This is a genomic window from Prevotella sp. C0026C3, from assembly GCF_056590795.1.
On the sequence record NZ_JBWPWW010000001.1, the window covers coordinates 77,011 to 100,637 of the forward strand.

Below are 23,627 nucleotides of genomic sequence, written 5' to 3' on the forward strand. Positions count from 1 at the left end.
CCTACGTAAGTACAATTATGGAACAGAGAATCATCATTTCGCAACATTTGAAGCAAGAGTTGGCTGTTGCCATCTCTGAGTGCGAGCACGACAAGCTCTTTATCTTATTCGATGAGACTACCCATCGCACCTGCTGGCCCATACTGCAACACTTCGTGGGTCTAAAAGATGCATGTCCCATCGTCATCCCGGCTACCGATACACACAAAAACATCGACTCGTTGGCGTATGTATGGGAACAACTCGGCCGCAACGGAGCGACTCGCCACTCATGCCTCATCAATGTGGGTGGAGGCATGGTGACCGATTTAGGCGGATTTGCCGCGTCTACCTTTAAGCGCGGTATCAACTTTATCAACATCCCCACTACCCTGCTTGCCATGGTCGACGCGTCGGTCGGGGGCAAGACGGGTATCAATTTCAATGGACTGAAAAACGAGATTGGCGTATTCAGCGATAGTAGATTCGTCATTTTAGATACCGTCTTTCTGAAGAGCCTCGACGACATGAACATCCGTTCGGGCTATGCCGAGATGCTTAAACATAGTCTTATCAGCAACGATAAGATGTGGGCACAACTGCTCCATTTCAACTTAGATCAGCCCGATTGGCAGGAATTGAAACAGATGGTGGGCGACTCGGTAAAGGTAAAACAGTGTGTGGTCGAACAAGACCCGCACGAACATGGCATTCGTAAAGCCCTCAATCTTGGACATACGTTCGGACATGCCTTTGAAAGTTGGTCGCTACGCCGTTCTACACAAGGCGACCATACGGCTATACTACATGGCTATGCCGTAGCTTTCGGACTCATCTGCGAACTTTACCTTAGCTGCCTAAAGGCATCATTCCCTACAGATAAGATGCGCCAAACAGTAGCTTTCGTTCGCGAAAACTACGGCATACTTCCCATCACGTGCGACGATTACGCAGAATTAATAGAGTTGATGCACCACGATAAGAAAAATTCTGCCGGCATCATCAACTTCACTCTCCTCTCCGACATCGGCAATATCAAAATCAATCAAACTGCTACCGACGAGGAAATCAAGGAATGTCTCGACTTCCTAAGAGAGGGATAAAGAGGATAAAATACTAAATTTATAACACAGCTGCAATTTTTCTGATATTGGCAAGGCGATCTGTCAAAGTCTTATTACGCTTTGCCATTATCATATTATAGCGCACTTGCATCTCCAACAAGGGCTCTGCTGCGATATTGAGTACAGCCTCAAAAAGCAATGCATACTCTGTTGTGAGTTGTCGTTTACCATTCAACACCTCATTCAATTGTGTAGGGAGCACTCCCATTTCTTTCGCAATTCTGCGTTGAGAAATACCTCGATATTCTATTTCTTCTTTCAAAACGACTCCGGGATGAGTTGGTGCGAAAGGCTCCATACGGTTAGCTACATTCTGAATCGCCTGTTCGTTCTTCGCTGTCATAGGCTTCCTATTTATAGTGATTTGACAATTCTACAATATTACATATCGTGGCTAGTGTCTGCCCATCCACTATATGTTCCTCAAACTCTATTCGATATTGGTCGTTTACTCTTACAGATGACAATCCAACCTTATCTCCTTTCAATTTCTCATAATGTAAGGAACGATATTGCATAAGGGCAATCGTGTTAGGTTGCGCTATCAGTGTATCTACCACACGAATATATCTACGGATAATGTCTGGCTGAAAACAATGCTTTTTATCCGTAGCTTTTCCCTGCTGGTACAACTCTTTTAGATAGTCTTTTTCAAAATAAACTTCCACTTTTTCTGCTTATCAGCATCTTGGTACAAAGATAATTATTTCCGAATACATTCACAAATAAATGAACTCTTTTTCCTTTTTCGACTCAATGTATAAACTCTCTAGTATATAATACCCCTCAGTTCTCACTCCTAATTTCTAACCTTATATTCATAAACTCCTCACTACTCGCTCTTAACTCATCACTCTTTACATTCACAAACTCATCACTTCTCACTCCTAACTCATCACTCTCTCTTTCCTGCATAGCCTAGGCAACAATGCTGCAACGGCCGAACAGGGATACTGAACAGGCTCGACAGTAATGCTGCCGAGCCTGTTCAGTAAAACGAGTAAAGTTATTTGAAGTTTCTAAATGATGTGCTATCGCAGGGCACTACTTCTATATTGCACTGTCTACAACTTGATAAAGATGTGCTTACGATACAAAGGATAACCGAAACCAACATGCATCGCGACGAACAACGATGAATGAATGAACGACGACCAATACCCGCTAGACACCACGGAATGAATACCTCCATATATAAAAGAGGTGAGACCAAACGAACTAACGGCAGCATAACTGAGCGCAATGCGTTGCATCACGGCAAAGATACGCAGGTGGGCAAAATCGAAAAACTGTCCTTCGCATGCCATACAACGCTATGTCGCAACGGAGCAAAGAGGTCGCCACCCGCTCCATTGTTCACAAATATCATGCATGCCACCGTTATGCCACGCAAGATATCAAGAGAAAGAAGTCTTTTGCTTGTCATATTTTATCGAATACATGATTTGTCAAACCCACTATGACGCCTTGCAAAAAAGCTGGATATACAAGGTTTTTCATGATTATTAGTAGATGTTTTCGGGCGCAAAGTTAATAAATGTGATGTAATTCTTAAGGTCATCATTCTCTGTTTTTTACGCTTACCATATAAAAAACATATTCCGTCAATTGCCAAAAGCTCATATATCACCATAAAATATAGACACTGATAAAAAGAAATATCTTTCTTTCTCTCATCATAAGCTATAAAAGATGTAATTTTGCAGACGCATGATGAAATATTTAGGTGAAATCATTTCCATTGGAGTAGCGTTCTCTTGGACCATCGCAGCCCTATCCAGTGAAGTAGGAAGCAAGCGATTAGGCATTTTTGTCATGAACGTTTGGCGTATGTCATTGGCACTCCTCTTCTCCATATTTTTATGTTGGCTACTGCTTGGAACGCCATTCCCGATTTACGCCAATGCCCAAACTTGGGGATGGTTGCTGCTCTCCGGAGCCGTGGGATATTTCTTTGGAGACTGGTGCTTATACAATAGTTATCTCACGATAGGCTCACGTTATGGCCAATTATTCATGACCTTAGCCCCCATGTTTACAGCCCTTGCCGCATGGGTGGCACTAGGGCAGGTGCTGAGTTGGGGTACTTTGCTCGCTATGACGGTCACCCTTGCAGGCATAGCTATCTCCATTCTTGGTCGAAGTCAGAACAAACGTGGACTCTCCATCGCTCTTCCTACCAAAGGAATCCTATATGGTATCGGCGCAGGATTAGGACAAGGCGTGGGATTAGTACTCAGTAAGATTGGGCTAGACCATTACACAGCCAACGTCCCGATAAACGTTTTGCCACACATAGAAGTCTTTTTGCCTTTCAGCGCCAATATGATTCGCTGCATCGCCGGACTCACCCTATTCTCTATTTGGCTGTTGATTCGTGGCGAAGGTGGACGGTTCAAACAGAGCATGCACAATGGTAAAGGCATGGTTGCGATGCTCATTGCCGTACTATCCGGACCATTCATCGGTGTAGGATTTTCTCTCTTGGCGGTACAATACACCGCAGCCGGCATCGCTAGTACTCTCATGGCTATCACACCTATCATGATATTACTGCCCACCTATTATATGTTCCATCAGCCCATCACACTACGTGGAGTCATTGGAGCAGTTATCTCAGTCGTCGGTGTGTCTCTCTTCTTCATCTAAACTCATTTTTCTTGTTCCTTCATGCCATGTTTATGGTATTTTTAGACCGAAAATCTAAAAATACTATAGAATCGTTGTGATGCTTCAAAATACATTCCCTATATTTATCGCATCAAATATAATTCAACACAAACAACAAGAATATGAATAGAAATTTCATGGATGCCATCGAGCGTCGTCGCAGCTATTACGCCCTCAAAAACGAGTCTCCCATCTCCGACGAAGAAATACAGAAGCTTATCGAACGCGCGGTTTTACACGTTCCTTCGTCTTTCAACAGCCAGACAACACGCGTTGTCGCACTCTTAGGCAATAAGCATCGTCGCCTTTGAGAGATTACCAAAGACGCCCTACGTGCCATTGTACCGGCCGAAGCATTTGCAGGAACCGAAGCAAAAATCAATGGTTCATTTGAAAGCGGATACGGCACGGTCTTGTTCTATGAAGACCAAGAGCCAGTCAAAGCATTGCAAGAGCAGTTCCCAGCATACGCTCCAAACTTCCCCATATGGTCTGAACACACCAATGCCATGCACCAATTAACCATCTGGACAGCTTTAGAGGATGCCGGTCTAGGTGCTTCGGTGCAGCATTATAATCCGCTGATTGACGAAGCCGTGGCCAAAGAGTTCGACATTCCAGCCAATTGGACGCTCCGAGCACAGATACCTTTCGGCACAGCAGTAGGCGAACCGGGCGAGAAAACATTCCTTCCTATTGAGCAAAGAGTAAGAGTCTTGAAGTAAACAATAGCTTTTTATATCGTCAACGATAACTGTTAATTAGAGTTAATCAATAGAAGTATCTTCTCAAAAAGTTTGCGATAACGATTTATTCGGCGTATATTTGCATCGTAAAAGATAATAAACGATTACATATTATACACAAACATATAAAATAAAGGAGATTTTAAAGATGGCTACAATCTACGACTTCAAAGTATTGGATAGAAAAGGTAACGAAGTAAGTTTGGCTGATTATAAAGGCAAAGTATTGTTGGTAGTGAACACAGCAACCGCTTGTGGCTTCACACCTCAACTTGAAGACCTCGAAAAAACATACGCTAAACTTCAGAGTAAAGGCTTGGAAATCTTGAATTTCCCATGCAATCAGTTCGGCGAACAGGCCCCCGGAAGCGACGAAGACATCCATCAATTCTGCCAATTAAACTTTGGTACAAAGTTCCCACAGTTCAAAAAGATTGAGGTAAATGGTGCCAATGAGGCTCCTCTCTACACATGGTTGAAGAGTCAGAAAGGCTTTGCAGGCTTCGATGAACATGAGTTGAAGACCATTCTGGAGGATATTTTGTCTAAAGCTGATGCTGATTGGGACAAGAAGAGCGACATCAAATGGAACTTCACCAAGTTCCTCGTGAACAAAGAGGGTGAAGTTGTTGCACGCTTTGAACCGACACATAGCATGGCAGATGTAGAGAAAGCTATCGAAGAATTGCTGTAAATCAGCATATCATATACAAGTCCCCATTCAGTGATAAAAGTCATTTGAATGGGGACTTTTTTATTTTTCAGCTTACATTTTTTATGATTCTGCGATTTTCACTACTTTTGCTTCTATGAAAAAGGGACTGGTATTAGAGGGCGGTGCTTTGAGAGGACTGTTCTCGGCAGGTGTCATCGATGTGATGATGGAACAAGGATTAGAGCCCGACGGACTTGTAGGTGTGTCGGCAGGAGCAGCTTTTGGCTGTAATTACAAGTCTAGACAACCCGGTCGGTGTATACGTTATAACAAGCAATTTGCCCACGACAAGCGCTATTGCAGTTTGACTTCATTTCTCAAAACAGGCGATCTTTTCGGCGGAGAATTCTGTTATCACACATTACCAACGCAACTTGACCTCTTTGATACCCACACTTTCGATACCAACCCGATGGATTTTTACGCTGTTTGTACAGATGTTGAGACCGGCCAAGCAGAGTATCGTAAGCTGCAAGAACATGGCTATGAGTGCTACGAATGGATACGCGCGTCGGCTTCCATGCCCTTGGTATCACGCATAGTAAGCCTCAATGGCCGCAAAATGCTGGATGGCGGACTAGCCGACTCCATCCCTTTGCAATTCTTTCAAAGCAAGGGGTACGACCGCAATATCGTTGTTTTAACGCAACCCAAAGGCTATATCAAGACTCCCAACAAACTCATGCTGCTCATTAAATGGAAATATCGACGCTATCCAAAGTTCGTAGAAGCATGTGCCAATCGCCATCTCATGTATAATCAGGAGCTGGAATACGTAGCCAGTGAAGAGCAATCCGGACACGCATTGGTGATTCGTCCGACGGCCAAACTATCCATTGAGCACATCTCGCACAATCCCGACGAGATGCAACAGGTGTATGAACACGGACGCGAGATAGCACTCTCCCATCTCAACGAAATCAAAAATTTCTGGAGACAATGAAAATTCGACAAGCCCAACAAGAAGACCTCGAAACGATAATGTCGCTGATTGATGAAGGAAGAAAGATCATGCGAAGCAGCGGAAATCTTCATCAATGGGACGATAACCACCCTTCGCGTGAACAAATCATCCATGATATAACCCATCATCACAGCTATATCATGGAAGACGAAAAGGAACTTGGCGTGGCAACATTCGCTTTTATTCCCGGCCCCGACCCCACCTATACTTATATAGAAGATGGAAAGTGGCTCGACAACACGGCCGATTATCACGTCGTACACCGCGTGGCGAGCCTGCCACAGGTACATGGTGTCTTCCGCACCATCATGGATTACTGCTTCACGCAGACCGATAGCGTTCGCATAGATACCCACCGCGATAATGTCATCATGCAACGTTGCATTCTCAAATACGGTTTCAGCTATTGCGGAATCATCTATCTTGAGAACGGAGAACCACGCTTGGCCTACCAGTTGAAACGTTATTTGAGATAGCTTTTCAACTGACTATTACTAGAATTTCGGAGCATCTTACGCACTGCTTTATCGCGAATTTGGCGCACACGTTCGCGCTTCAACCCCATCTCACGACCAATTTCGGCCATCGTCAGATGCGTACTATTAATACCGAAACAAGCTTCCACCACCACACGTTCACGCTCATCGAGCACCGACATAGCCTCTACCAACGCTTCGCGTAGCGACTCTGTGAGTACATGTTCGTCTGCTTCAGGAGCCGATTCATCCTTCAATACGCTCAAAAGACTCATCTGCTTGCCTTCAACCAACGGTGCATCAACCGAAAACGGATGACTGTTGGCCTCATCTTGCGGACTATTTTCGCCTGCCGGTAAACGATAGATACCCGACTGTTCCTTTACAGCCCGCTCAATAGAACGCCTCACATAGGGTTCAGCAAACTTCACAAAGCGTACCCCATGCGACGCATCGAAGTTCTGAGCAGCCTTAATAAGCCCCAGATTTCCTTCGCTGATAAGATCGGTTATACCCACTCCTTGGTCTTGATAATACTTAGCCACCGACACCACAAAGCGCAGATTGGCTGTCGTCAACTTATCCAGCGCCCGACGATTACCGCTTTTTACAGCCTCAGAAAGTTCTTGTTCTTCTTCTACAGTCAGTAGATTTTCTTTCCCTATCTCGTCTAGATATAGGTTCAAAGATTCTCCCTCACGTTCCGATAAGGGCTTGCCTGTTTTTATCTTTCTCATATCCTATCGTTCTTTTCTACAAAGATAGCAGAATCCAAACACAAATAAAAACATATAATCAAAAATCTTTTTCACGCCAATAGAATTCCATTATCAACTTTATTAATTAACTTTGTACCCAGATACCCAATAATCCAAATAATCTAAACAGCAAAAATGAATAGGACTTATTTATCATGTGCCTTGTTGTTGGCGTCTTCAGCGCAAGTCGCTAATGCAGCCAACAACCGGGGAAAGAAAACTGTAGACCCTCAACGTCCAAACGTTATACTCATTGTAGCCGACGATTTGGGCTACGGAGACTTGGAATGTTACGGTGCCAAAAACGTAAAGACACCTAATGTCAATCGCCTCGCCGGCTGCGGAATCAGATTCACCGACGGTCATGCTATCGCTTCTACCAGCACTCCCTCACGCTATTCGTTGCTGACAGGCGAATACGCTTGGCGTCGTCCCGACACCGATATTGCTGCCGGCAATGCCGGAATGATAATCCATCCTAGCCAATTTACACTTGCCGATATGTTCAAAAGCCGTGGCTATAGCACTGCTGCCATCGGCAAATGGCACCTAGGTTTGGGCGACCAAGCAGGCACACAAGACTGGAATGCGCCGCTTCCCCAAAGTCTGGGCGACCTTGGATTCGACTATCACTACATCATGGCTGCCACGGCCGACCGCGTTCCCTGCGTATTCATCGAGGACGGAAAGGTGGTCAACCACGACCCTTCGGCACCTATTTTCGTAAGTTATAAGGAAAACTTTCCGGGCGAACCCACAGGCAAAGACAATCCCGAATTGCTCTACAACTTGAAGTCCAGCATGGGGCACGACATGTCTATCGTGAATGGTATCGGCCGTATCGGCTATATGAAAGGTGGTGGTAAGGCACTTTGGAAAGACGAAAATATTGCCGACTCTATTACCTCTCACGCTATCAATTTCATTCAAAACCACCAGAAAGAACCCTTCTTCATGTACTTTGCAACCAACGACGTGCATGTTCCTCGGTTTCCGAATGCCCGTTTCCGCGGCAAGAGTGGCATGGGATTACGCGGTGATGCCATCGTAGAATTCGACTGGTCGGTGGGTCAAATCATGCAAACACTCGACAAACTTGGGCTTACCGACAACACCATTGTCATCCTTACAAGCGACAACGGTCCTATTCTTGACGACGGATATGTAGACCAAGCGAAGGAATTGCTCAACGGTCACCGTCCAGCAGGTCCTTGGCGTGGTAACAAGTACAGCACATTCGAAGGTGGAACAGCCGTTCCGTTCATCGTCAGCTGGCAAGGAAAAATCAAAGGAAATCAGACTTCTACAGCACTATTATCGCACATCGACTTGATGGGTTCGCTTGCATCGCTCGTCAATGCAACTCTTCCGCAAGGCAGTGCTCCCGATAGTCACAACTATATGTCTACTTTCTTAGGCGACGACACCGTCGGTCGTCCTTGGGTAGTAGAGCAAGCTTCCAACCACGCACTGTCTATCAGAACTCACAATTGGAAGTATATCGAAGCGAGCGATGGCCAACCTATCATCAAATGGGCAGGCGATGCTGAGAGCGGTTACCTTGCTACGCCACAGCTATACAATATACATAGCGATGTATCAGAACAACAAAATCTGGCAAACAAGAACCCAGAAACACTCTTCGATATGCAGACTATTCTTCGTAAAGAGCGCAACAAAGCTTACCAAGGAGTAGCTCTTCCGAAGCAAGTACAGTAATATGAAATTGCTGCCGAGGCTTGGCAACATCGTTGTTGAGCCTCGGCAACAATACTGAAAAGCCCTCGCAGCAATGCTGCGAGGGCTTTTCAGTAAATCCAAGTAAAACGCTATGGGTGAGAAACAAGCCCTTCCAAATAGGCATCTATATCTCTTTGAATACGCTTGAAAGGCTCCGACTGCCTGTAACCCGTATTCTTCTTCAATAAATCAGCTATGTTTCCGGTGCTCCCATCGTATGCTGCTATCTCCGTACGATACTGTGTGTTGTGGATAGCCTCCCTACGTATCTCGTCTTCACGTTCCCTGTAAAGCTGATGACAAACGGAGTTGAGCATTGGAACCACAACTCTATCGAAGAGGTGATGCCCCTGTATATAAAGATAGGTGGTCTGTGGTGTGACACCCAAAGCCTTCAAGTCGTTCTTCACCTGTAGGTAACTTTCCTTGGCATCAGGGAAAGCATGGCGGAAAGTTTCGGCCTTACGCCCCACCTTTTTCCGCAAGTTGTCCAATCCTCTCTCTACATTCCGCAGGCGAAAATCACCAATATCAATAATTGCATTGAGGTCAGTTAGGGTGAAATCGTGGTAATGTGTACTACGATAAAACCATATATTCCAAACAAAGAGAGGGAATATAATCTCTGAATATGTAGCTAAATAGGCCTCAAAATCGAAGAGCATCCGGTCGTTAAGTACTGCCGCCACACACACATTATGAAGCGATGGCGCATAGCACTGTAGGTTTTCGATGGCATAAGCATAGGTATGGAAGATGTAAGGATTCTCCATCATTTGCTGAGAAGCCGGAGATGCCCCTTGCATCAGATAGTCGTAATCGGCGTCCACACACGCTATCATGTCGCTCCCTACTCCCTCTAGCAACTTCGAGATGGCCGCCTTCTTGCCGCGTTCCAAATGCCTACCGCGCGAGGGAAGCATGATTTCAAAGTAGCGTGTGTCGTCTTCGAAGTCACCAAGCACCGTGCGCCAAAAGTAAATGTCGTCGTAGCTCTCCACATAAACGGCTATCTTGCGGCGTGCATGCTTGGCTGTAAGCTGGTTGGCCGCACGAAAATACTGCGAATTAATGTTCGCACTGAGACGGTTAGGCATAGGCTTACAAGGTTATATCGGTCACTTCGGTCACATGTTCCATCCATCCGTTCATGATGACGGCAGGACTATGAGTGGTCATGATAATCTGTATATTGGGGTTTAATTTTAGGATTAGGTCTATCAACTGCTTCTGCCACTCGAAATGGAGACTCACTTCCGGCTCGTCCATGAAGAGTACATAGGGCTGATTATCTTCCACTAAGACAGTCAACAAGATACACAATATCTGCTTCTCACCACTGGATAGTTGGTAAGGCACGAGTGTTTCACCCAATTGTGAGAACCGTATCTCGTTCTCGGTACGCACGATGGTCTTGCCCGTTTCGGCATACAGACTGTCTATCATGTCTTGAAACAGCTTTTTGGGAGCCGAGAATGCTTGCGCCTGTTCAGCGCTATTGGGTTCACAGCTCTGCAAGGTTTGGATGATACGATTGCCTATGTTCACTTGATAATCGAGATACTTACGCTGCAATTGGAACAGTTGCCAGTCGAGTTCGGTAGCAAGCGACACCTCCATCTTGGCCACACTGTCTAGATTCAACAGCGGTCTATCGAACGAACGGATGGCATCATAACGTATCCAACGGGCATCTACGGGCGATACTTTCAGCCTGACGCCCTTGAGCATATGGCTGGGAAACTCGCCTCCACTGCTCAATCCTTTCAGCACTTTGTTCAAGATGGTGCTCTTACCCACTCCGTTCACACCACTAAGGATGTTCACCCGACGATCCAAATTCCACACAACGTGCTTCACACCACTCCACAATGACTCGATTTCTATTTGCTCTATGTAGTCTGCGTATTTAGACATAACAGTCTCATAATTGGTTTACTACAAATTTAGCAAAAATATTCCATCACGCGACAGAGGCTCCTAATAAATTCGTACTTTTGCAACGCTTTTTAATATATAGTTATAGCGATGACAAACAACAAACCACTTATTGCCCATCTGAGCATGCTTGGCGCATGCACATTTTGGGGATTGATGGCCCCGATAGGCAAAGATGCCATGCTACATGGGATAGATGGAATAGATTTGGTATCTTTCCGTGTATTGGGCGGAGCCATCTTGTTTTGGATAACATCCTTGTTTACGACATACGAACACGTGCCCTTGCGCGACATCCTGCGGTTTGCAGGTGCCGGATTGTTCGGTTTGGTGTGCAATCAATGCTGCTACACCATCGGATTAAGCATCACTTCGCCCAGCAATGCCAGCATCATGACCACCTCAATGCCCATCTTTGCCATGATACTCTCATTCGTTATCCTGCACGAGCCTATCACTCCTAAAAAGGTGGGAGGTGTGTTACTGGGGTGTATTGGTGCTCTGATATTAATCTTAACGAGCATGACGGCAGCCAGTTCCAAGGTTGGTGACATCCGAGGTGACCTGCTTTGTATGGGGGCACAGTTGTCTTTTGCCCTCTATCTGAGCCTGTTCAACCCACTTATCAAGCGATATTCAGTATTCACCATCAACAAATGGATGTTTTTATGGGCCGCTATCATGATTCTACCTTTTTCCGGTCATCACGTGATGCAAACCGATTGGAACGCCATAGCAACAAAAACATGGTTGGAAGTGGGCTTCGTGGTATTCTTCGGAACGTATTTTAGCTATATACTAACGATGATTGGACAACGCATTTTGCGCCCTACGGTGGTGAGTATCTACAACTATGTGCAACCGTTAGTATCGGTTTCGGTGAGTGTTTTGGCCGGTATCGCCGTATTTAAATGGTCACAAGGCTTAGCCGTTATCCTCGTCTTCACTGGCGTCTGGCTCGTTACGAAATCGAAATCCAAGCGAGACGCCACGGTGACAGAGGAAAAATAAGAATTAACAGACATCAAGAAGGGAAAGATACCGAAACTGGTGTCTTTGCTAACCAACGACTTCGACATGCCCATGGAGACTATCGTAGCCATATACCGCAGGAGGTGGCAGATAGAGTCTCTCTTCAAACAGATAAAGCAAGATTTCCCGCTTAGAAACTTCTATGGGGAGAGTGCCAACGCCATAAAGATTCAAGTATGGGTCACACTCATTGCCAATCTATTACTGTCACTTCTGCAAAGCTCATTACAGAGGCGGTGGAGTTTCTCCGGGCTGGCAACTATGGTGCGCATTGTACTTATGGAATACCTCAACTTGAATAATTTCTTCAATATGCCGGATGCGGACATGAAACTAATGCTTGAAGCAGCGGCTGAATCACCGCCAGGGGTAACAGAAAACGAATAGGGGGCTTGTCAATAACTTGAAAGCATCCTAACTCCTATGTATCAATGAGTTGGGATGAGGATTTTTATGTTTAGCGGACAGTAATATTAGTAAATACCTATTATTAGGTATTGTAGCAGAGAGTTATTACTTATATCTTTGTAAGCAATATTTTGTCATACATATTCAAACCTTTAAAATTATTTAAGAATGAAAAAGCTATTATGGATGTTCATTGCCATACTTTCCTTTATTACGCTATATTCATGTTCGGAAGATGAGCAAGATCAGTTGTGTGCGCTATCCATACAAATTGAAGGCGTAAATGACGCTTCCATGTACGCTAAGTTTCAGGTTAAACTAACCGAACAAAAATCGGGAGCAATGACTACGGCTACCGTCAACGACAAAGGGATTGCCACGACAACACTGCCACAGGGTACATACAAAGTGGTAGTCGAAGATGCGGAGAATGGTGCCTGTACCATGTATGGTGCAGTAGACAACTATACGCTTAGCCAAAAGAACGCAGAGCTGAAACTTGCCGTTAAACCAATTTTTGAGACTTTGGCTAAGACCTTTGTCTTGGACGAACTGTTTTTCAACTGTTCCTCAAACGATGGAGCATACGACCGAAACTATTATGAAGAATATCTCACCATTAAAAATATCAGCAACCAACCATTATACGCAGACGGTCTAAGTGTTGCGATTGCCGCGGATCCTAATGATTCAGAAGCAGGAGAAATGGCCGAATACCTTAAAAAGGACAAAATTGTCATCAGCCAGCTTTACACTATTCCCGGCAAAGGGCGTGAACACCTCGTGCAGCCCGGCCAAAGTATAGTCATTGCGCACTCGGCCGTAGACCATAGCGAAGGTGGAAAGAAAGCAAAAGCGCGTAATTTAACAGGAGCCAACTTCGAGCTTTTTGTTCCCCATCAATATGCCATGACAGTTGATAATCCAGAAGTAGACAATATGATTGTAAACTTTTCTACGTTTCAAGCCTTTCAATGGGGATATGGAGGAGGTATCTCTATTATGCTTGTAAAAACAAAAGAAGACGCTACTCAATATTGCAATGAGAACAAGGTGGCAATGAACAACCCCAATGCTTATACGAACAAAAAGCAAGATTATGTTATTCTTCCTACCAATACTATCATCGATGGTGTTGAGATTGGTGCCAAGGAGTCGCTCGTTCACAAGGCTCTGCCAAATAACATTGATCGCGGTGCCGTATTGATTGACGACACACCGGGCATGATGGGCGGTTTCAAAGGTCTGTTCGTACAACGTAAAACGGCCGAAAAAGGTTATCTGCAAGATACCAACAACAGCTCTGACGACTTTGTTGTTATAGCCAATGGGCAGAAAAACTATATCAAAAAATAGACATCTGATAGAGCGTGCAACCCTTTATCAGCTGCACTAAACGACGACACTAAGGTGCATTACGCATGCGTCTTAGTGTCGTTTACATATATTGTTTCTAATCTTTATGCGTTACAAATTGCTTCTTTCCCTTGTGCTTCAGTTAAGTATCGCGTCTGTTTCACTAGCACAAAACATCCTACAAGGCAAAATATACGATACCAAGACCATGCAACCCGTGAGTTTTGCCAGCGTCTACGCTATAGAAATTGACAAGGGCGTTATGGCTGATGTACAGGGGAAGTATGTCTTTCACCATGCCTTTAGTGGTGATTACCGACTCAGAATTTCATGCATGGGCTACGCCACACAAGAGATAAGCGTCAAGGCAGGCACCGCGTCTCTGAATGTTGCGATGGTCGAACAGAGTGTCACGCTACGCGACTTTACTGTCACCGCCAAATATAATAGCAAAATTGGAAGTGAGGCCACAATCAACCAAGAAGCCTTAGAATACATACAACCCACGTCTTTGAATGATATTTTTGTATTGTTGCCAGGTGGAAAGATGGGCAGCAATAACATTCAAAACAACACACTTATCAGCTCTCGGCAGGTAGGAACAGACCTTGCCACGGCCTTTGGAATGGGCGTTTCTATCAATGGAGTGCCCATACAAAATGATGGCATGCGTATACAGCTGAGCGGACTGACAGGATCTTCCATGGCTGACCCTAACGGCAATGTGACTGCCAACACCGGGATAGACCTGCGAACCATATCCACAGACCATATCGAACGCATCACGGTAACACGAGGAATATCGTCGGCCAAAGAAGGCAACCTTAGCTCTGGAGCTATCAAAATAGATTTGAAGCAAGGCAAAAGCCCATTAAGGATAAGAGCTAAGTTTGACCCTTTAAACAAATTGGCATATGTTGGCAAGGGCTTTTTGTTGTCGGAACAGTTGGGAACGCTATATATTGGCGCAGATATTGTGCAGTCTGCCGCAGATATTGCCGACACGCGCGGAGCGTACAACCGCGTCACAACACAACTCAATTATAACAACAAACGTCAGTGGTGGGGCAAAACCATAGACTTAAACATGCGCGGAAGCTGTGTGACATCATTCAACAACGACAAGACAGATGCATTGATTAAGGCTTATCAGGAGAAATATAACACTTTATACCAACGCCTTGACTTCTCTGCCAAACTGAAGATGGCTCTCGAACTACCATGGATTGACTATATAGAATTGGTGACGTCGACAGACTATACCAACAACAAATTGGAACATCACAAGCATGTTGTCAACCACTCTGTCACTCCCATGCCACAGTCTTATGGCGAAGGTGAGCACGACGGAATCTTCCTGCCATCTACCTACGACACATATTATGAAATTATCAATCGTCCTATCAATACATTCGCACAACTTTGTGGACAAAAATTTGGTAAGTGGAGCAAACACCTAAACTACAACCTGTTACTCGGGTCCTCTCTGAATTATACCAAAAACTTAGGAGACGGAACGATTATGAACCCTCAACGTCCTCTATTTCCAACAAGCAGTTTCATACGTCCGCGCAAGAACAGCGACATCCCCGCATTGGTCAATCAGGCTGCGTTTGCAGAGATGACATTGCGTTTTCAGGCACGACGCAACGAGGTTAACATGCGCATAGGCGTTAGAGAGGCCATGATGCTCAATCTTCCACAATATTATGACCTGCACGGCAAACCGTTGTTAGAGCCTCGCATACAATTGGCTTATACCATAGCAGGGTCTCATCATACGCAAAACACGTTTCGCATAGGATATGGAGTTGAAAACAAGCTGCCCTCTGCCGACTATCTGTACCCTGATAAGGTATACCATGATTTGATGGTTATGAACGCCTACTTCAATGACGAGAGCAAGCGACGTCTCATACTTGACACGCATATGGCCGACCCCTCCAATCCGCATCTGCATGAAAACAAAAACAAAAAGTGGGAAATAGGCTACGACTTTTCTTGTCATGGATGGAAAATAAACCTGTCGGCGTTTCATGAAGAGATAAGCGATGGCATCGAATACTTCACGCAATACGAGCCAGTGACATATACCTATTATTATCAATTGAAACATCCTGTTAGCACAAAACCCTCGCGCCAAGACTTCCTCTCTCGGACCATGCACTCTTTTTTATCTAATCGAATGCCCAAAAACAGCGCGAAAGTAATCAAAAAAGGATTGGAATACCGAATACACATTCCCACCCTAACTGCAATAAAGTCAGACATAGAGGTCAATGGCGCTTACTATCATACCATCTATACCGATGGTGTTCCTGTCATGTATTGGCCAGGCACTATCCAGGACGACAAGCCTTATCCCTACGTGGGACTGTACGATGGATTTGAGAAAAAATATGCATCAAGCCTCAATACCAACATGTGGATTAACACAAGGCTACCCCAATGGAAACTCATCTTTACCAATTTTATACAGACCGTATGGTTCACTAAAAGCAGATTAGGTAAGGATGTCGATATATATCCGGCAAATTACCTCGATTGTGATGGTGTCATTCATCGTTTTCGCTATGAAGAATTGGAACGAAATCCAATACTCCAATCGCTCAAACGCGAATTTACAGGTGCTCGGTACAACGTAAACAAGGCTCCCGTCTCGCTTCTATGGAATATAAAATTGACAAAGGAGATGGGGCGCTCGTTCAAACTTTCGTTCTTCGCCAACAATATTATACAGATTAATCCTAAATATGTAAATGCATATTATCAAACGACGAGAAGCTGGCACAAACCATTCTTTGGCGCAGAACTCACGGTCAACTTTTTTTAAGCAATATGAGAATACCTATTTACATTATCGGCTTGTTGCTATCTATTAGCGTTCAAAATATTTTCGCGCAGAACAACTTAACCTATCTGTTGAGTGGAGACAGGTTGGCCAGTTCCCCCTATGTTGAGCCAATGCCATTTCATAATACTGATATTGAGAACAGCGCTGTATATCTTATGCGTGAGAATGCCGCGCTCTTTCAATTTATGCAATCGCTCAACGATAGCAGCACTTACTTTAAAAGCTGCCGTCGCAATAATGTCAATATACTCAAATCAAGCATTAACCATGTCAATACATCGGGTAAATACCTGTCGTACAATGGATGCAAACTCTTTGATGGAGACATTGCTGCATCAGGAACATACCGCACCAATTATGGTACCATATTCGGAAACGCGACTTACATATACCGTGGCAAAGACGGTGTGACATATAATTATGCCACCCAACCAGAACTTTACAAACCCTATTTTGTAGGTGACACTCTGTCCAAGGGATGGCTGCGCCAAGAAGTTTATTATCTTAAAGGTGGCTACGGCTTCCGATTGGGCAGGCTCTACTATGGCATCGATGCCCTATATGAAGGCATTGCGCAGTCACGTCCGGACAACCCCAAGCAGTCAAATTACTCTTATTGGTTAACATTGGGACTAAACATGGCATACGTTCACCGCCAAAATCTTTACGCCATCAAAGTAACGCCCGAGCTAAACAGGCAGTCCATATCGGCCAACACAGTGTCAGATGGCATACGTTTTTTCCAGTTTTATGGATTTGGGCAATGGCATCGTCAGGAGAGCAAAGGCACGTTGGCATACGGAAGGACACAAAAAACAGAAGGGGTTACGACCGAAATGCTCTGGCAAAGAGACGGGAAAACTGAAGACGAATGGGCCGTTGCCACCCATCTGTCATACAATTACCGCCACGCCTGCACTGAGGAGACTTCGTTCAAAAACCTATTCGAACTTCACACCCACAGGTTCAGCCAACAAGTAGTACTGGACAGACGGTTCGAAAGCTCATCCTTGCACATACAATTGATGGGCAACGAAAATATCAAAAAAGGTGTGGAAAATATCTACGAAAACCAAATACAAAATAAAGAGCAATACATTTATGATGCGAAAAAAGTGGGAAGCGGACAGCTATATAAAGCTCGGAGCCAGTCTGTAGACCTACGTGCCAAGTACATTCTGCCTTTGTCCATAAAGCATCAGGTATACATGATGGCGGCAGCTAACTATTATGGTTACCAAGAGAGTTATGTTTCGCCACGAATGAAGATAACCAATCACTCATTTTCTCCATCGCTTGGCACCGGCTATGCTATGAGCAACACTAGAAACAGTCTTGTGGCAGACTTTCTTCTCGACATGCGGCAGGGAATAAAAAATTATTATTCGGTGCCCATTCCTTTCGACAAGTTTGTCGATGCCCATGCCTACACACCCTATTTGCTGCGTGGAGAGAACGCACAACGTTTTTCGATGCGTATGGGCTATGCCCGAAACCTAAAAGGAAGGCAATGGTTCGGCATCAAAACAACCTTGTCCTACATGCGCTCTGACTATCGAAAAATAACAGCAATGCACTGTAGTTTGTTCTACTTCTTCTAATTCTTATACTTGTATCATGTTCTCAAACAGCATAACATACAGCTTTCATATTGCCCAACAGTTATTGGCAGCAACAGCCATTGTCGCCTTTACGGCATGCACCGACACGATAACTAACACCGATCTGACAAGTCAAACGGAATCGCGTAATGTCTCTATAATACCTAATAGGCTTAATATCAAGCTAAAAGCATGTATCATACAGCAAATAGATAACTCAAAAAACACGCTGTCCACACCAACAGGAAGTGACTTGCTGGATAAATATTTGCATGATGTCGGAGCCAATAAGATAGATCGTATCTTTCCCTTTGTCGGAAAGGATGAGCCTAGGCAACGAGCCGCCGCGCTCAACACATGGTACTCCGTCGCCATGGACAGCACCAAAACGTGTGGAACAAGGGCTGCTACCCAAAATCAATTAGAATCTATCGCAGACTATACCGAGCCTGCTTACCATGCTGTTTTGGAAAACTCTGAATACATACCAAGCGATGACAACTCTCAGACACAAGCAAACGAGAGCACATATTTTAACGACCCCTTGTACGACAAACAGTGGAATCTACATAACAATGGCAATATAGGGAATTATACCGACGGTACGGGAAAGCGCATCACAAGTAGTATTGCACATGCCGACATCAATGCCGAAGCGGCTTGGCGGCAAACAACCGGCGACCCGTCAGTGGTCGTTGCCGTTGTGGATGGTGGCATAGACATTCATCATGAAGATTTGCAAGGAAGCATTTGGATTAACAAAAATGAAATACCAGGCAATGGCATTGACGACGATAATAATGGATATATAGACGATGTGTACGGTTATAACTTTACGGAAGACACTGCGCTCATTACTCCCACGCGACACGCTACGCATGTCGCGGGGATTATCGCCGCTCGCAACAACAACGCAAAGGGCATCAGCGGCATAGCAGGAGGCAATGGTAATCCCGACACGGGGGTCAGACTGATATGCTGTCAGATATTCAGAAACAATCCCAATTACGACCCATCTGACAAACACTCCTCGGAAACCATCGGCACGGGAGACCGCAACCGCGAAGCGGCGGCAATAGTATATGGTGCCAATAACGGAGCGATAATCAGCCAAAACTCATGGGGATACGATCGCATTATGAAACAAACGCCACAAGTTATTAAAGATGCCATCCATTATTTTAACACCTACGCAGGTGGCGACAAGACCGACAAACCATTGATGCAAGGTGGATTGGTGGTATTTGCTGCCGGTAACGATGCCACATCCGCCCCCAGCATGCCTTCGGCGGAATCGTCCGTGGTGTCGGTATCATCTTTCAACCCCGATTTTAGTGCATCTTGGTACACCAACTATGGTTCGTGGACCGACATCTCGGCACCAGGTGGTTCAAAACCAGTAAATGGGCTTTATCCGTTGCAGGACGGCCAGCCCACGTCTGCCATATTGAGCACCGTGCCTGCCACCACAGCTCATCCCAATGGAGGCTATGCCTATATGCAAGGCACGTCAATGGCCACACCACACGTGTCGGCCATTGCGGCACTTATCGTTTCTAAATACGGCAACGGGCATTTCACCGCCAAACAACTTAGGGAAAGACTATTGACAGGTGTTCGCCCAATAGATTACAACAAGTATTTAACCGAGACATATCGCAACTCCATGGGCAGTGGCTATGCCGACGCACTCGTGGCACTGGCCGATTACGACCACGACACAACTCCCGCAACACCCTTTTTCCTTGTCAATCAGGCTACACCCGATTATGGTAAAATAAGGCTGGCGTGGACATCAAAAAACAATGGGGCTGATGGCTCATTACAAAAATATGTGCTCTACTGTTCCAAAAATCCCATTACAACAGTCAATTACACCAACAAGGATGTCCAAGCGTACAACATTCCTGCCCAATTTGCCACAGACAACCAAGTGTTTCAATATGCCATCACGCATTTGGATAACAACACAAAATATTATTTTGGCATATTGGCAGAGGCGAGGAATGGACACCAATCGACTTTGACTGTGTTGCCAAACAGCATTGCAACGCTCAACAATACACCACCACAAATCACGCCAGACATTGAAAGCGAGCGCATAACGTTAGCCGGCAATGACACCAAAGACATCACGCTGCGCATCGAAGACCCTGAGAACCATAAATGGACTGTGGCCTTCAGTACTGTTGATAGATTGCGCATCGTCCATACTAAATCCGGGGTAAATATACGCATAGAGGCCAAACATTACATGCCGGGCGTTTATCCAGTCATTGTTAGCGCAAGAGACGAGCTTGGCGCCAAGAGTTCCTATCAATTCATCATAGAGGTGGTGGCAGATAAAGTCCCCTCGATGAAGAGTCAGGCGCAGAAAATACGACTGCGGTTGGGTGAGTGCACACAAATTGATTTACGCGAAATAACGGACGACGAAGACGTGAACTCAGTTCGATACGAACTAATGAACAGTGAAGACCAGGGAACAGATATCTCCGTCAAAGATGGTCGTATGAACGTGATGGGCTCCACGTGGGGACAGCGACAAATACACATAAAAGCCACTGACAAGCACGGACAGAGCTGCACGATGACCTTCGACGTGTTTGTATATCGGAATGAAGGTATATACAGTTTGTTTCCCACGATGACCACTGGAACGTTATATCTCAAGGTGGGAGATACCATTGATGGCCATGTAAAGTGGGAAATAAGGAATGTGGCGGGTAAACTGGTTAAAGCTAACGCTTTTGACACTTCTTCATTAGATGCCGACAAGCGCACTTATTCAATGGATGTGTCAAGCCTCACGGTGGGGCAATACACGCTCTACATAACCTGCCAAGGCAAGACCTACCAAGAAATGTTCGTTAAAAACTAACTCCATGAATAAATATCTCCTCATCGTAGTCGGATGCCTCGTCTCATGCCACGCGATGGCGCAAGGCCGACCTTTTCCCATCACAGACCTACCCTCATCACCCCACTCCCTTAGTATGGGCGAGACTACAACTTTGCGAGATGGCGGTTGCTACGTCTACACACAGCCATCCAATATTTTCATGACGGAAGATACGTCTATGAGAGCTGACTATCAATTTGGTTACATTGACAATGCCGAGCACGTCAACAACTACACATGGCACACGCTCACCATGACTTGGCGACGTGAAAAACAGGCTATATGCGTAGGAATGCGATACCTTGACATGGGCAAGCTGGAACAAAACGTGGATAAAGACATGAACCAGGTGCCTGGAAACGGGAAATGCATGCGTAGCTTCTCATTCGACATGGGATACGCCTTGCAACTAAACAGCAGCCTGTCCGTATATGCCACGGCGGCACTGATGAGCGAGAGGACATTGTTGACTACGAATGGCTGTGCGCTGAGCACAGGTGCAGCCTACTCCTCACATTGGCACAACATGGCATATACCGCCGCCTTGGGAATCCGAGACGTTGGCTTTTACAGCTATCAGAACACCACCAAAATGCTTACCCCACTCGTATATATAGGCGGAAACATCTCTTTACCAACATGGGGCAACCAAAAACTTACTGTCGCTGTAGAATCTGGAGCCTATGTGGGCAATGGACGCGTCAAAAGCAGCTACACCTTCTCGATGGGCGCAGCCTACAGCGTATGCCGTTATCTTAGCTTAAGAATGGGTACCCATTGGGGAGACGAAGATAACTATATGGCATACGGATTAGGTACGAGATTGGGAAAGATAACGATCGAGACTGCCATAAAGACACCGATCACGGCCAATGTTGGCAAGATGTACATGGTTGGGATTGGAGTGAATATTTGACAATATCCGCTTCTTAAACTCTCTATACCACCGTATTTCATGTCTTGAGGAGTTTGTGCCGAAGTCGAGCTCCTGGTGTTGGATAAATACAAAAGTAACTAACAAAAGAAAGGAAGCTATTATGAGCAACGAGAAGAGACTACACTTTGAGACATTGCAACTGCATGTAGGCCAAGAACAGGCCGACCCCGTGACCGACTCACGCGCTGTGCCAATCTACCAGACAACTTCTTACGTGTTCCACGATGCACAGCATGCAGCCGACCGTTTCGGTTTGCGCGATGCCGGAAACATCTATGGTCGTCTCACCAATTCTACCCAAGGAGTTTTCGAGGCTCGTGTGGCAGCACTCGAAGGTGGTGTGGCAGGATTGGCAGTAGCATCGGGAGCAGCAGCCATCGCTTACTCACTGCAAAATATAGCTCGTAATGGCGACCATATCATAGCAGCCAACAACCTCTACGGCGGAACATTCAACTTGATTCAGCACACGCTGAGCACTCAAGGTGTATCGGCTACAGTGGTCGACCCATCGAACTTAGAAGAGATAGATGCCGCTTTCAGGGAGAATACCAAAGCCATAATCCTCGAAACTTTCGGCAATCCAAATGCCAGCGTCACCGACATCGACCGCATCAGCGAAATAGCTCACAAGCATAACACAGTGGTTATCGTAGACAATACGTTCGGAACGCCCTACTTAATTCGTCCGCTTGAGCACGGTGCCGACATCGTGGTGCACTCAGCAACGAAATTTATCGGTGGACATGGAAGTTCGCTTGGAGGTGTCATTGTAGACGGTGGAAGATTCGACTGGAAAAGCAATGCCGACAAATACCCATCACTGGGCAAGCCTGATCCCAGCTATCATGGAGCCGTATTTGCCGACGTAGCCGGTGCAGCAGCTTTTGTTACTCGCATCCGGGCAGTGCTCTTACGCGACACCGGAGCAGCCATCTCGCCATTCAACGCATGGCTTCTATTGCAAGGATTGGAGACATTGAGTCTTCGTGTGGAGCGCCACACCTACAATACAAAGAAGATTGTGGAGTATTTGGCAACTCATCCGAAGGTAGAACGCGTCAACCATCCAGCGCTGGAAAGCCATCCCGACCACGCACTTTATACAAAGTTATTCCCCTATGGAGGCGGTTCTATCTTCACATTCGAGATAAAGGGCGGACAAGAAGCGGCTTGGGCTTTTATTGACCATCTGCGTATTTTCTCGCTACTGGCCAATGTGGCTGACGTGAAATCGCTCGTAATCCACCCAGCAACAACCACCCATTCACAACTATCGGAACAGGAATTGAACGAACAGCACATCTATCCATCGACCATCCGACTCAGTATCGGTACCGAACATGTGGAAGATCTCATTGATGCACTGGACGAAGCGTTCGACTACGTAGCATAAAATAAGACAAGAAATCGCTAGAGAGTCGAAT

General features: G+C 45.5%; 19 protein-coding genes and 3 pseudogenes. 15 read left to right on the plus strand and 7 right to left on the minus strand.

Annotated features, from left to right (window positions below; all coding sequences use genetic code 11):
• Nucleotides 1–17: 17 nt before the first annotated feature.
• Nucleotides 18–1,082, plus strand: coding sequence for a 3-dehydroquinate synthase (gene aroB / locus AC1EK4_RS00335; RefSeq protein ID WP_062435591.1), 1,065 nt, complete (start codon nt 18–20; stop codon nt 1,080–1,082).
• Between the two features lie 19 nt (nt 1,083–1,101).
• Here aroB and AC1EK4_RS00340 read toward each other — a convergent pair whose 3' ends face one another.
• The 4 genes and pseudogenes from AC1EK4_RS00340 to AC1EK4_RS00355 all read right to left on the minus strand — a co-directional run.
• Nucleotides 1,102–1,446 (minus strand): HigA family addiction module antitoxin, encoded by a 345-nt coding sequence (locus tag AC1EK4_RS00340; protein ID WP_036896897.1) that lies wholly within the window; start codon nt 1,444–1,446, stop codon nt 1,102–1,104.
• 7 nt (nt 1,447–1,453) lie between these two features.
• Nucleotides 1,454–1,771 (minus strand): type II toxin-antitoxin system RelE/ParE family toxin, encoded by a 318-nt coding sequence (locus tag AC1EK4_RS00345; protein WP_036896895.1) that lies wholly within the window; start codon nt 1,769–1,771, stop codon nt 1,454–1,456.
• Nucleotides 1,772–2,167: 396 nt separating this feature from the next.
• On the minus strand, nt 2,168–2,410 hold the full coding sequence (locus AC1EK4_RS00350) for a hypothetical protein (RefSeq protein WP_062435588.1): 243 nt from the start codon (nt 2,408–2,410) through the stop codon (nt 2,168–2,170).
• Between the two features lie 2 nt (nt 2,411–2,412).
• A pseudogene (locus tag AC1EK4_RS00355) lies at nt 2,413–2,529 on the minus strand (DUF5009 domain-containing protein); the annotation flags it as partial.
• 287 nt (nt 2,530–2,816) lie between these two features.
• On the opposite strand from AC1EK4_RS00355, the gene AC1EK4_RS00360 reads away from it, so the two are divergent.
• The 5 genes and pseudogenes from AC1EK4_RS00360 to AC1EK4_RS00380 all read left to right on the plus strand — a co-directional run bounded on the left by AC1EK4_RS00360 (nt 2,817) and on the right by AC1EK4_RS00380 (nt 6,674).
• Nucleotides 2,817–3,752, plus strand: a complete 936-nt coding sequence (locus AC1EK4_RS00360) for a DMT family transporter (protein WP_036897520.1) — start codon at nt 2,817–2,819, stop codon at nt 3,750–3,752.
• 143 nt (nt 3,753–3,895) lie between these two features.
• Nucleotides 3,896–4,498, plus strand: a pseudogene (locus AC1EK4_RS00365) (nitroreductase family protein).
• A 169-nt stretch (nt 4,499–4,667) separates the two neighbouring features.
• Nucleotides 4,668–5,213 carry a glutathione peroxidase gene (locus tag AC1EK4_RS00370; protein WP_036897506.1) on the plus strand — a complete coding sequence of 182 codons (546 nt, stop codon included), beginning with the start codon at nt 4,668–4,670 and terminating at the stop codon, nt 5,211–5,213.
• A 115-nt stretch (nt 5,214–5,328) separates the two neighbouring features.
• Nucleotides 5,329–6,177: a patatin-like phospholipase family protein gene (locus AC1EK4_RS00375; RefSeq protein WP_062435584.1), complete on the plus strand. Its 849-nt coding sequence runs from the start codon at nt 5,329–5,331 to the stop codon at nt 6,175–6,177.
• Nucleotides 6,174–6,674, plus strand: coding sequence for a GNAT family acetyltransferase (locus AC1EK4_RS00380; RefSeq protein WP_062435582.1), 501 nt, complete (start codon nt 6,174–6,176; stop codon nt 6,672–6,674). Before AC1EK4_RS00375 ends, AC1EK4_RS00380 begins: the two co-directional genes overlap by 4 nt.
• Here AC1EK4_RS00380 and AC1EK4_RS00385 read toward each other — a convergent pair.
• Nucleotides 6,662–7,411, minus strand: a complete 750-nt coding sequence (locus AC1EK4_RS00385) for a sigma-70 family RNA polymerase sigma factor (protein WP_036897498.1) — start codon at nt 7,409–7,411, stop codon at nt 6,662–6,664. The two genes, AC1EK4_RS00380 and AC1EK4_RS00385, sit on opposite strands and share 13 nt — an antisense overlap.
• A gap of 156 nt (nt 7,412–7,567) precedes the next feature.
• Between AC1EK4_RS00385 and AC1EK4_RS00390 the strand changes: the two genes are divergently transcribed.
• Nucleotides 7,568–9,151: a sulfatase family protein gene (locus tag AC1EK4_RS00390; protein ID WP_062435578.1), complete on the plus strand. Its 1,584-nt coding sequence runs from the start codon at nt 7,568–7,570 to the stop codon at nt 9,149–9,151.
• 110 nt (nt 9,152–9,261) lie between these two features.
• On the opposite strand, the gene AC1EK4_RS00395 is transcribed toward AC1EK4_RS00390, so the two are convergent.
• Entirely contained in the window at nt 9,262–10,269 is a 1,008-nt protein-coding gene (locus AC1EK4_RS00395; RefSeq protein ID WP_480356576.1) for a DUF4435 domain-containing protein, read from the minus strand.
• A gap of 4 nt (nt 10,270–10,273) precedes the next feature.
• Nucleotides 10,274–11,089, minus strand: coding sequence for an AAA family ATPase (locus AC1EK4_RS00400; RefSeq protein ID WP_062435576.1), 816 nt, complete (start codon nt 11,087–11,089; stop codon nt 10,274–10,276).
• A gap of 111 nt (nt 11,090–11,200) precedes the next feature.
• Between AC1EK4_RS00400 and AC1EK4_RS00405 the strand changes: the two genes are divergently transcribed.
• The 8 genes and pseudogenes from AC1EK4_RS00405 to AC1EK4_RS00440 all read left to right on the plus strand — a co-directional run bounded on the left by AC1EK4_RS00405 (nt 11,201) and on the right by AC1EK4_RS00440 (nt 23,596).
• Nucleotides 11,201–12,121, plus strand: a complete 921-nt coding sequence (locus AC1EK4_RS00405; protein WP_036897489.1) for a DMT family transporter — start codon at nt 11,201–11,203, stop codon at nt 12,119–12,121.
• A 15-nt stretch (nt 12,122–12,136) separates the two neighbouring features.
• Nucleotides 12,137–12,529: pseudogene (locus AC1EK4_RS00410) on the plus strand (transposase); the annotation flags it as partial.
• Nucleotides 12,530–12,718: 189 nt separating this feature from the next.
• Nucleotides 12,719–13,906, plus strand: coding sequence for a DUF4876 domain-containing protein (locus AC1EK4_RS00415; RefSeq protein ID WP_062435572.1), 1,188 nt, complete (start codon nt 12,719–12,721; stop codon nt 13,904–13,906).
• 133 nt (nt 13,907–14,039) lie between these two features.
• Nucleotides 14,040–16,739 (plus strand): TonB-dependent receptor domain-containing protein, encoded by a 2,700-nt coding sequence (locus AC1EK4_RS00420; RefSeq protein WP_480356579.1) that lies wholly within the window; start codon nt 14,040–14,042, stop codon nt 16,737–16,739.
• A 5-nt stretch (nt 16,740–16,744) separates the two neighbouring features.
• Nucleotides 16,745–18,361 carry a DUF6850 family outer membrane beta-barrel protein gene (locus tag AC1EK4_RS00425; protein ID WP_062435569.1) on the plus strand — a complete coding sequence of 539 codons (1,617 nt, stop codon included), beginning with the start codon at nt 16,745–16,747 and terminating at the stop codon, nt 18,359–18,361.
• Between the two features lie 16 nt (nt 18,362–18,377).
• Nucleotides 18,378–21,242, plus strand: a complete 2,865-nt coding sequence (locus AC1EK4_RS00430) for a S8 family serine peptidase (protein WP_480356581.1) — start codon at nt 18,378–18,380, stop codon at nt 21,240–21,242.
• 4 nt (nt 21,243–21,246) lie between these two features.
• On the plus strand, nt 21,247–22,179 hold the full coding sequence (locus AC1EK4_RS00435) for a PorV/PorQ family protein (RefSeq protein ID WP_156431122.1): 933 nt from the start codon (nt 21,247–21,249) through the stop codon (nt 22,177–22,179).
• Between the two features lie 121 nt (nt 22,180–22,300).
• Entirely contained in the window at nt 22,301–23,596 is a 1,296-nt protein-coding gene (locus tag AC1EK4_RS00440) for an O-acetylhomoserine aminocarboxypropyltransferase/cysteine synthase family protein (protein WP_062435562.1), read from the plus strand.
• Nucleotides 23,597–23,627: the final 31 nt, after the last annotated feature.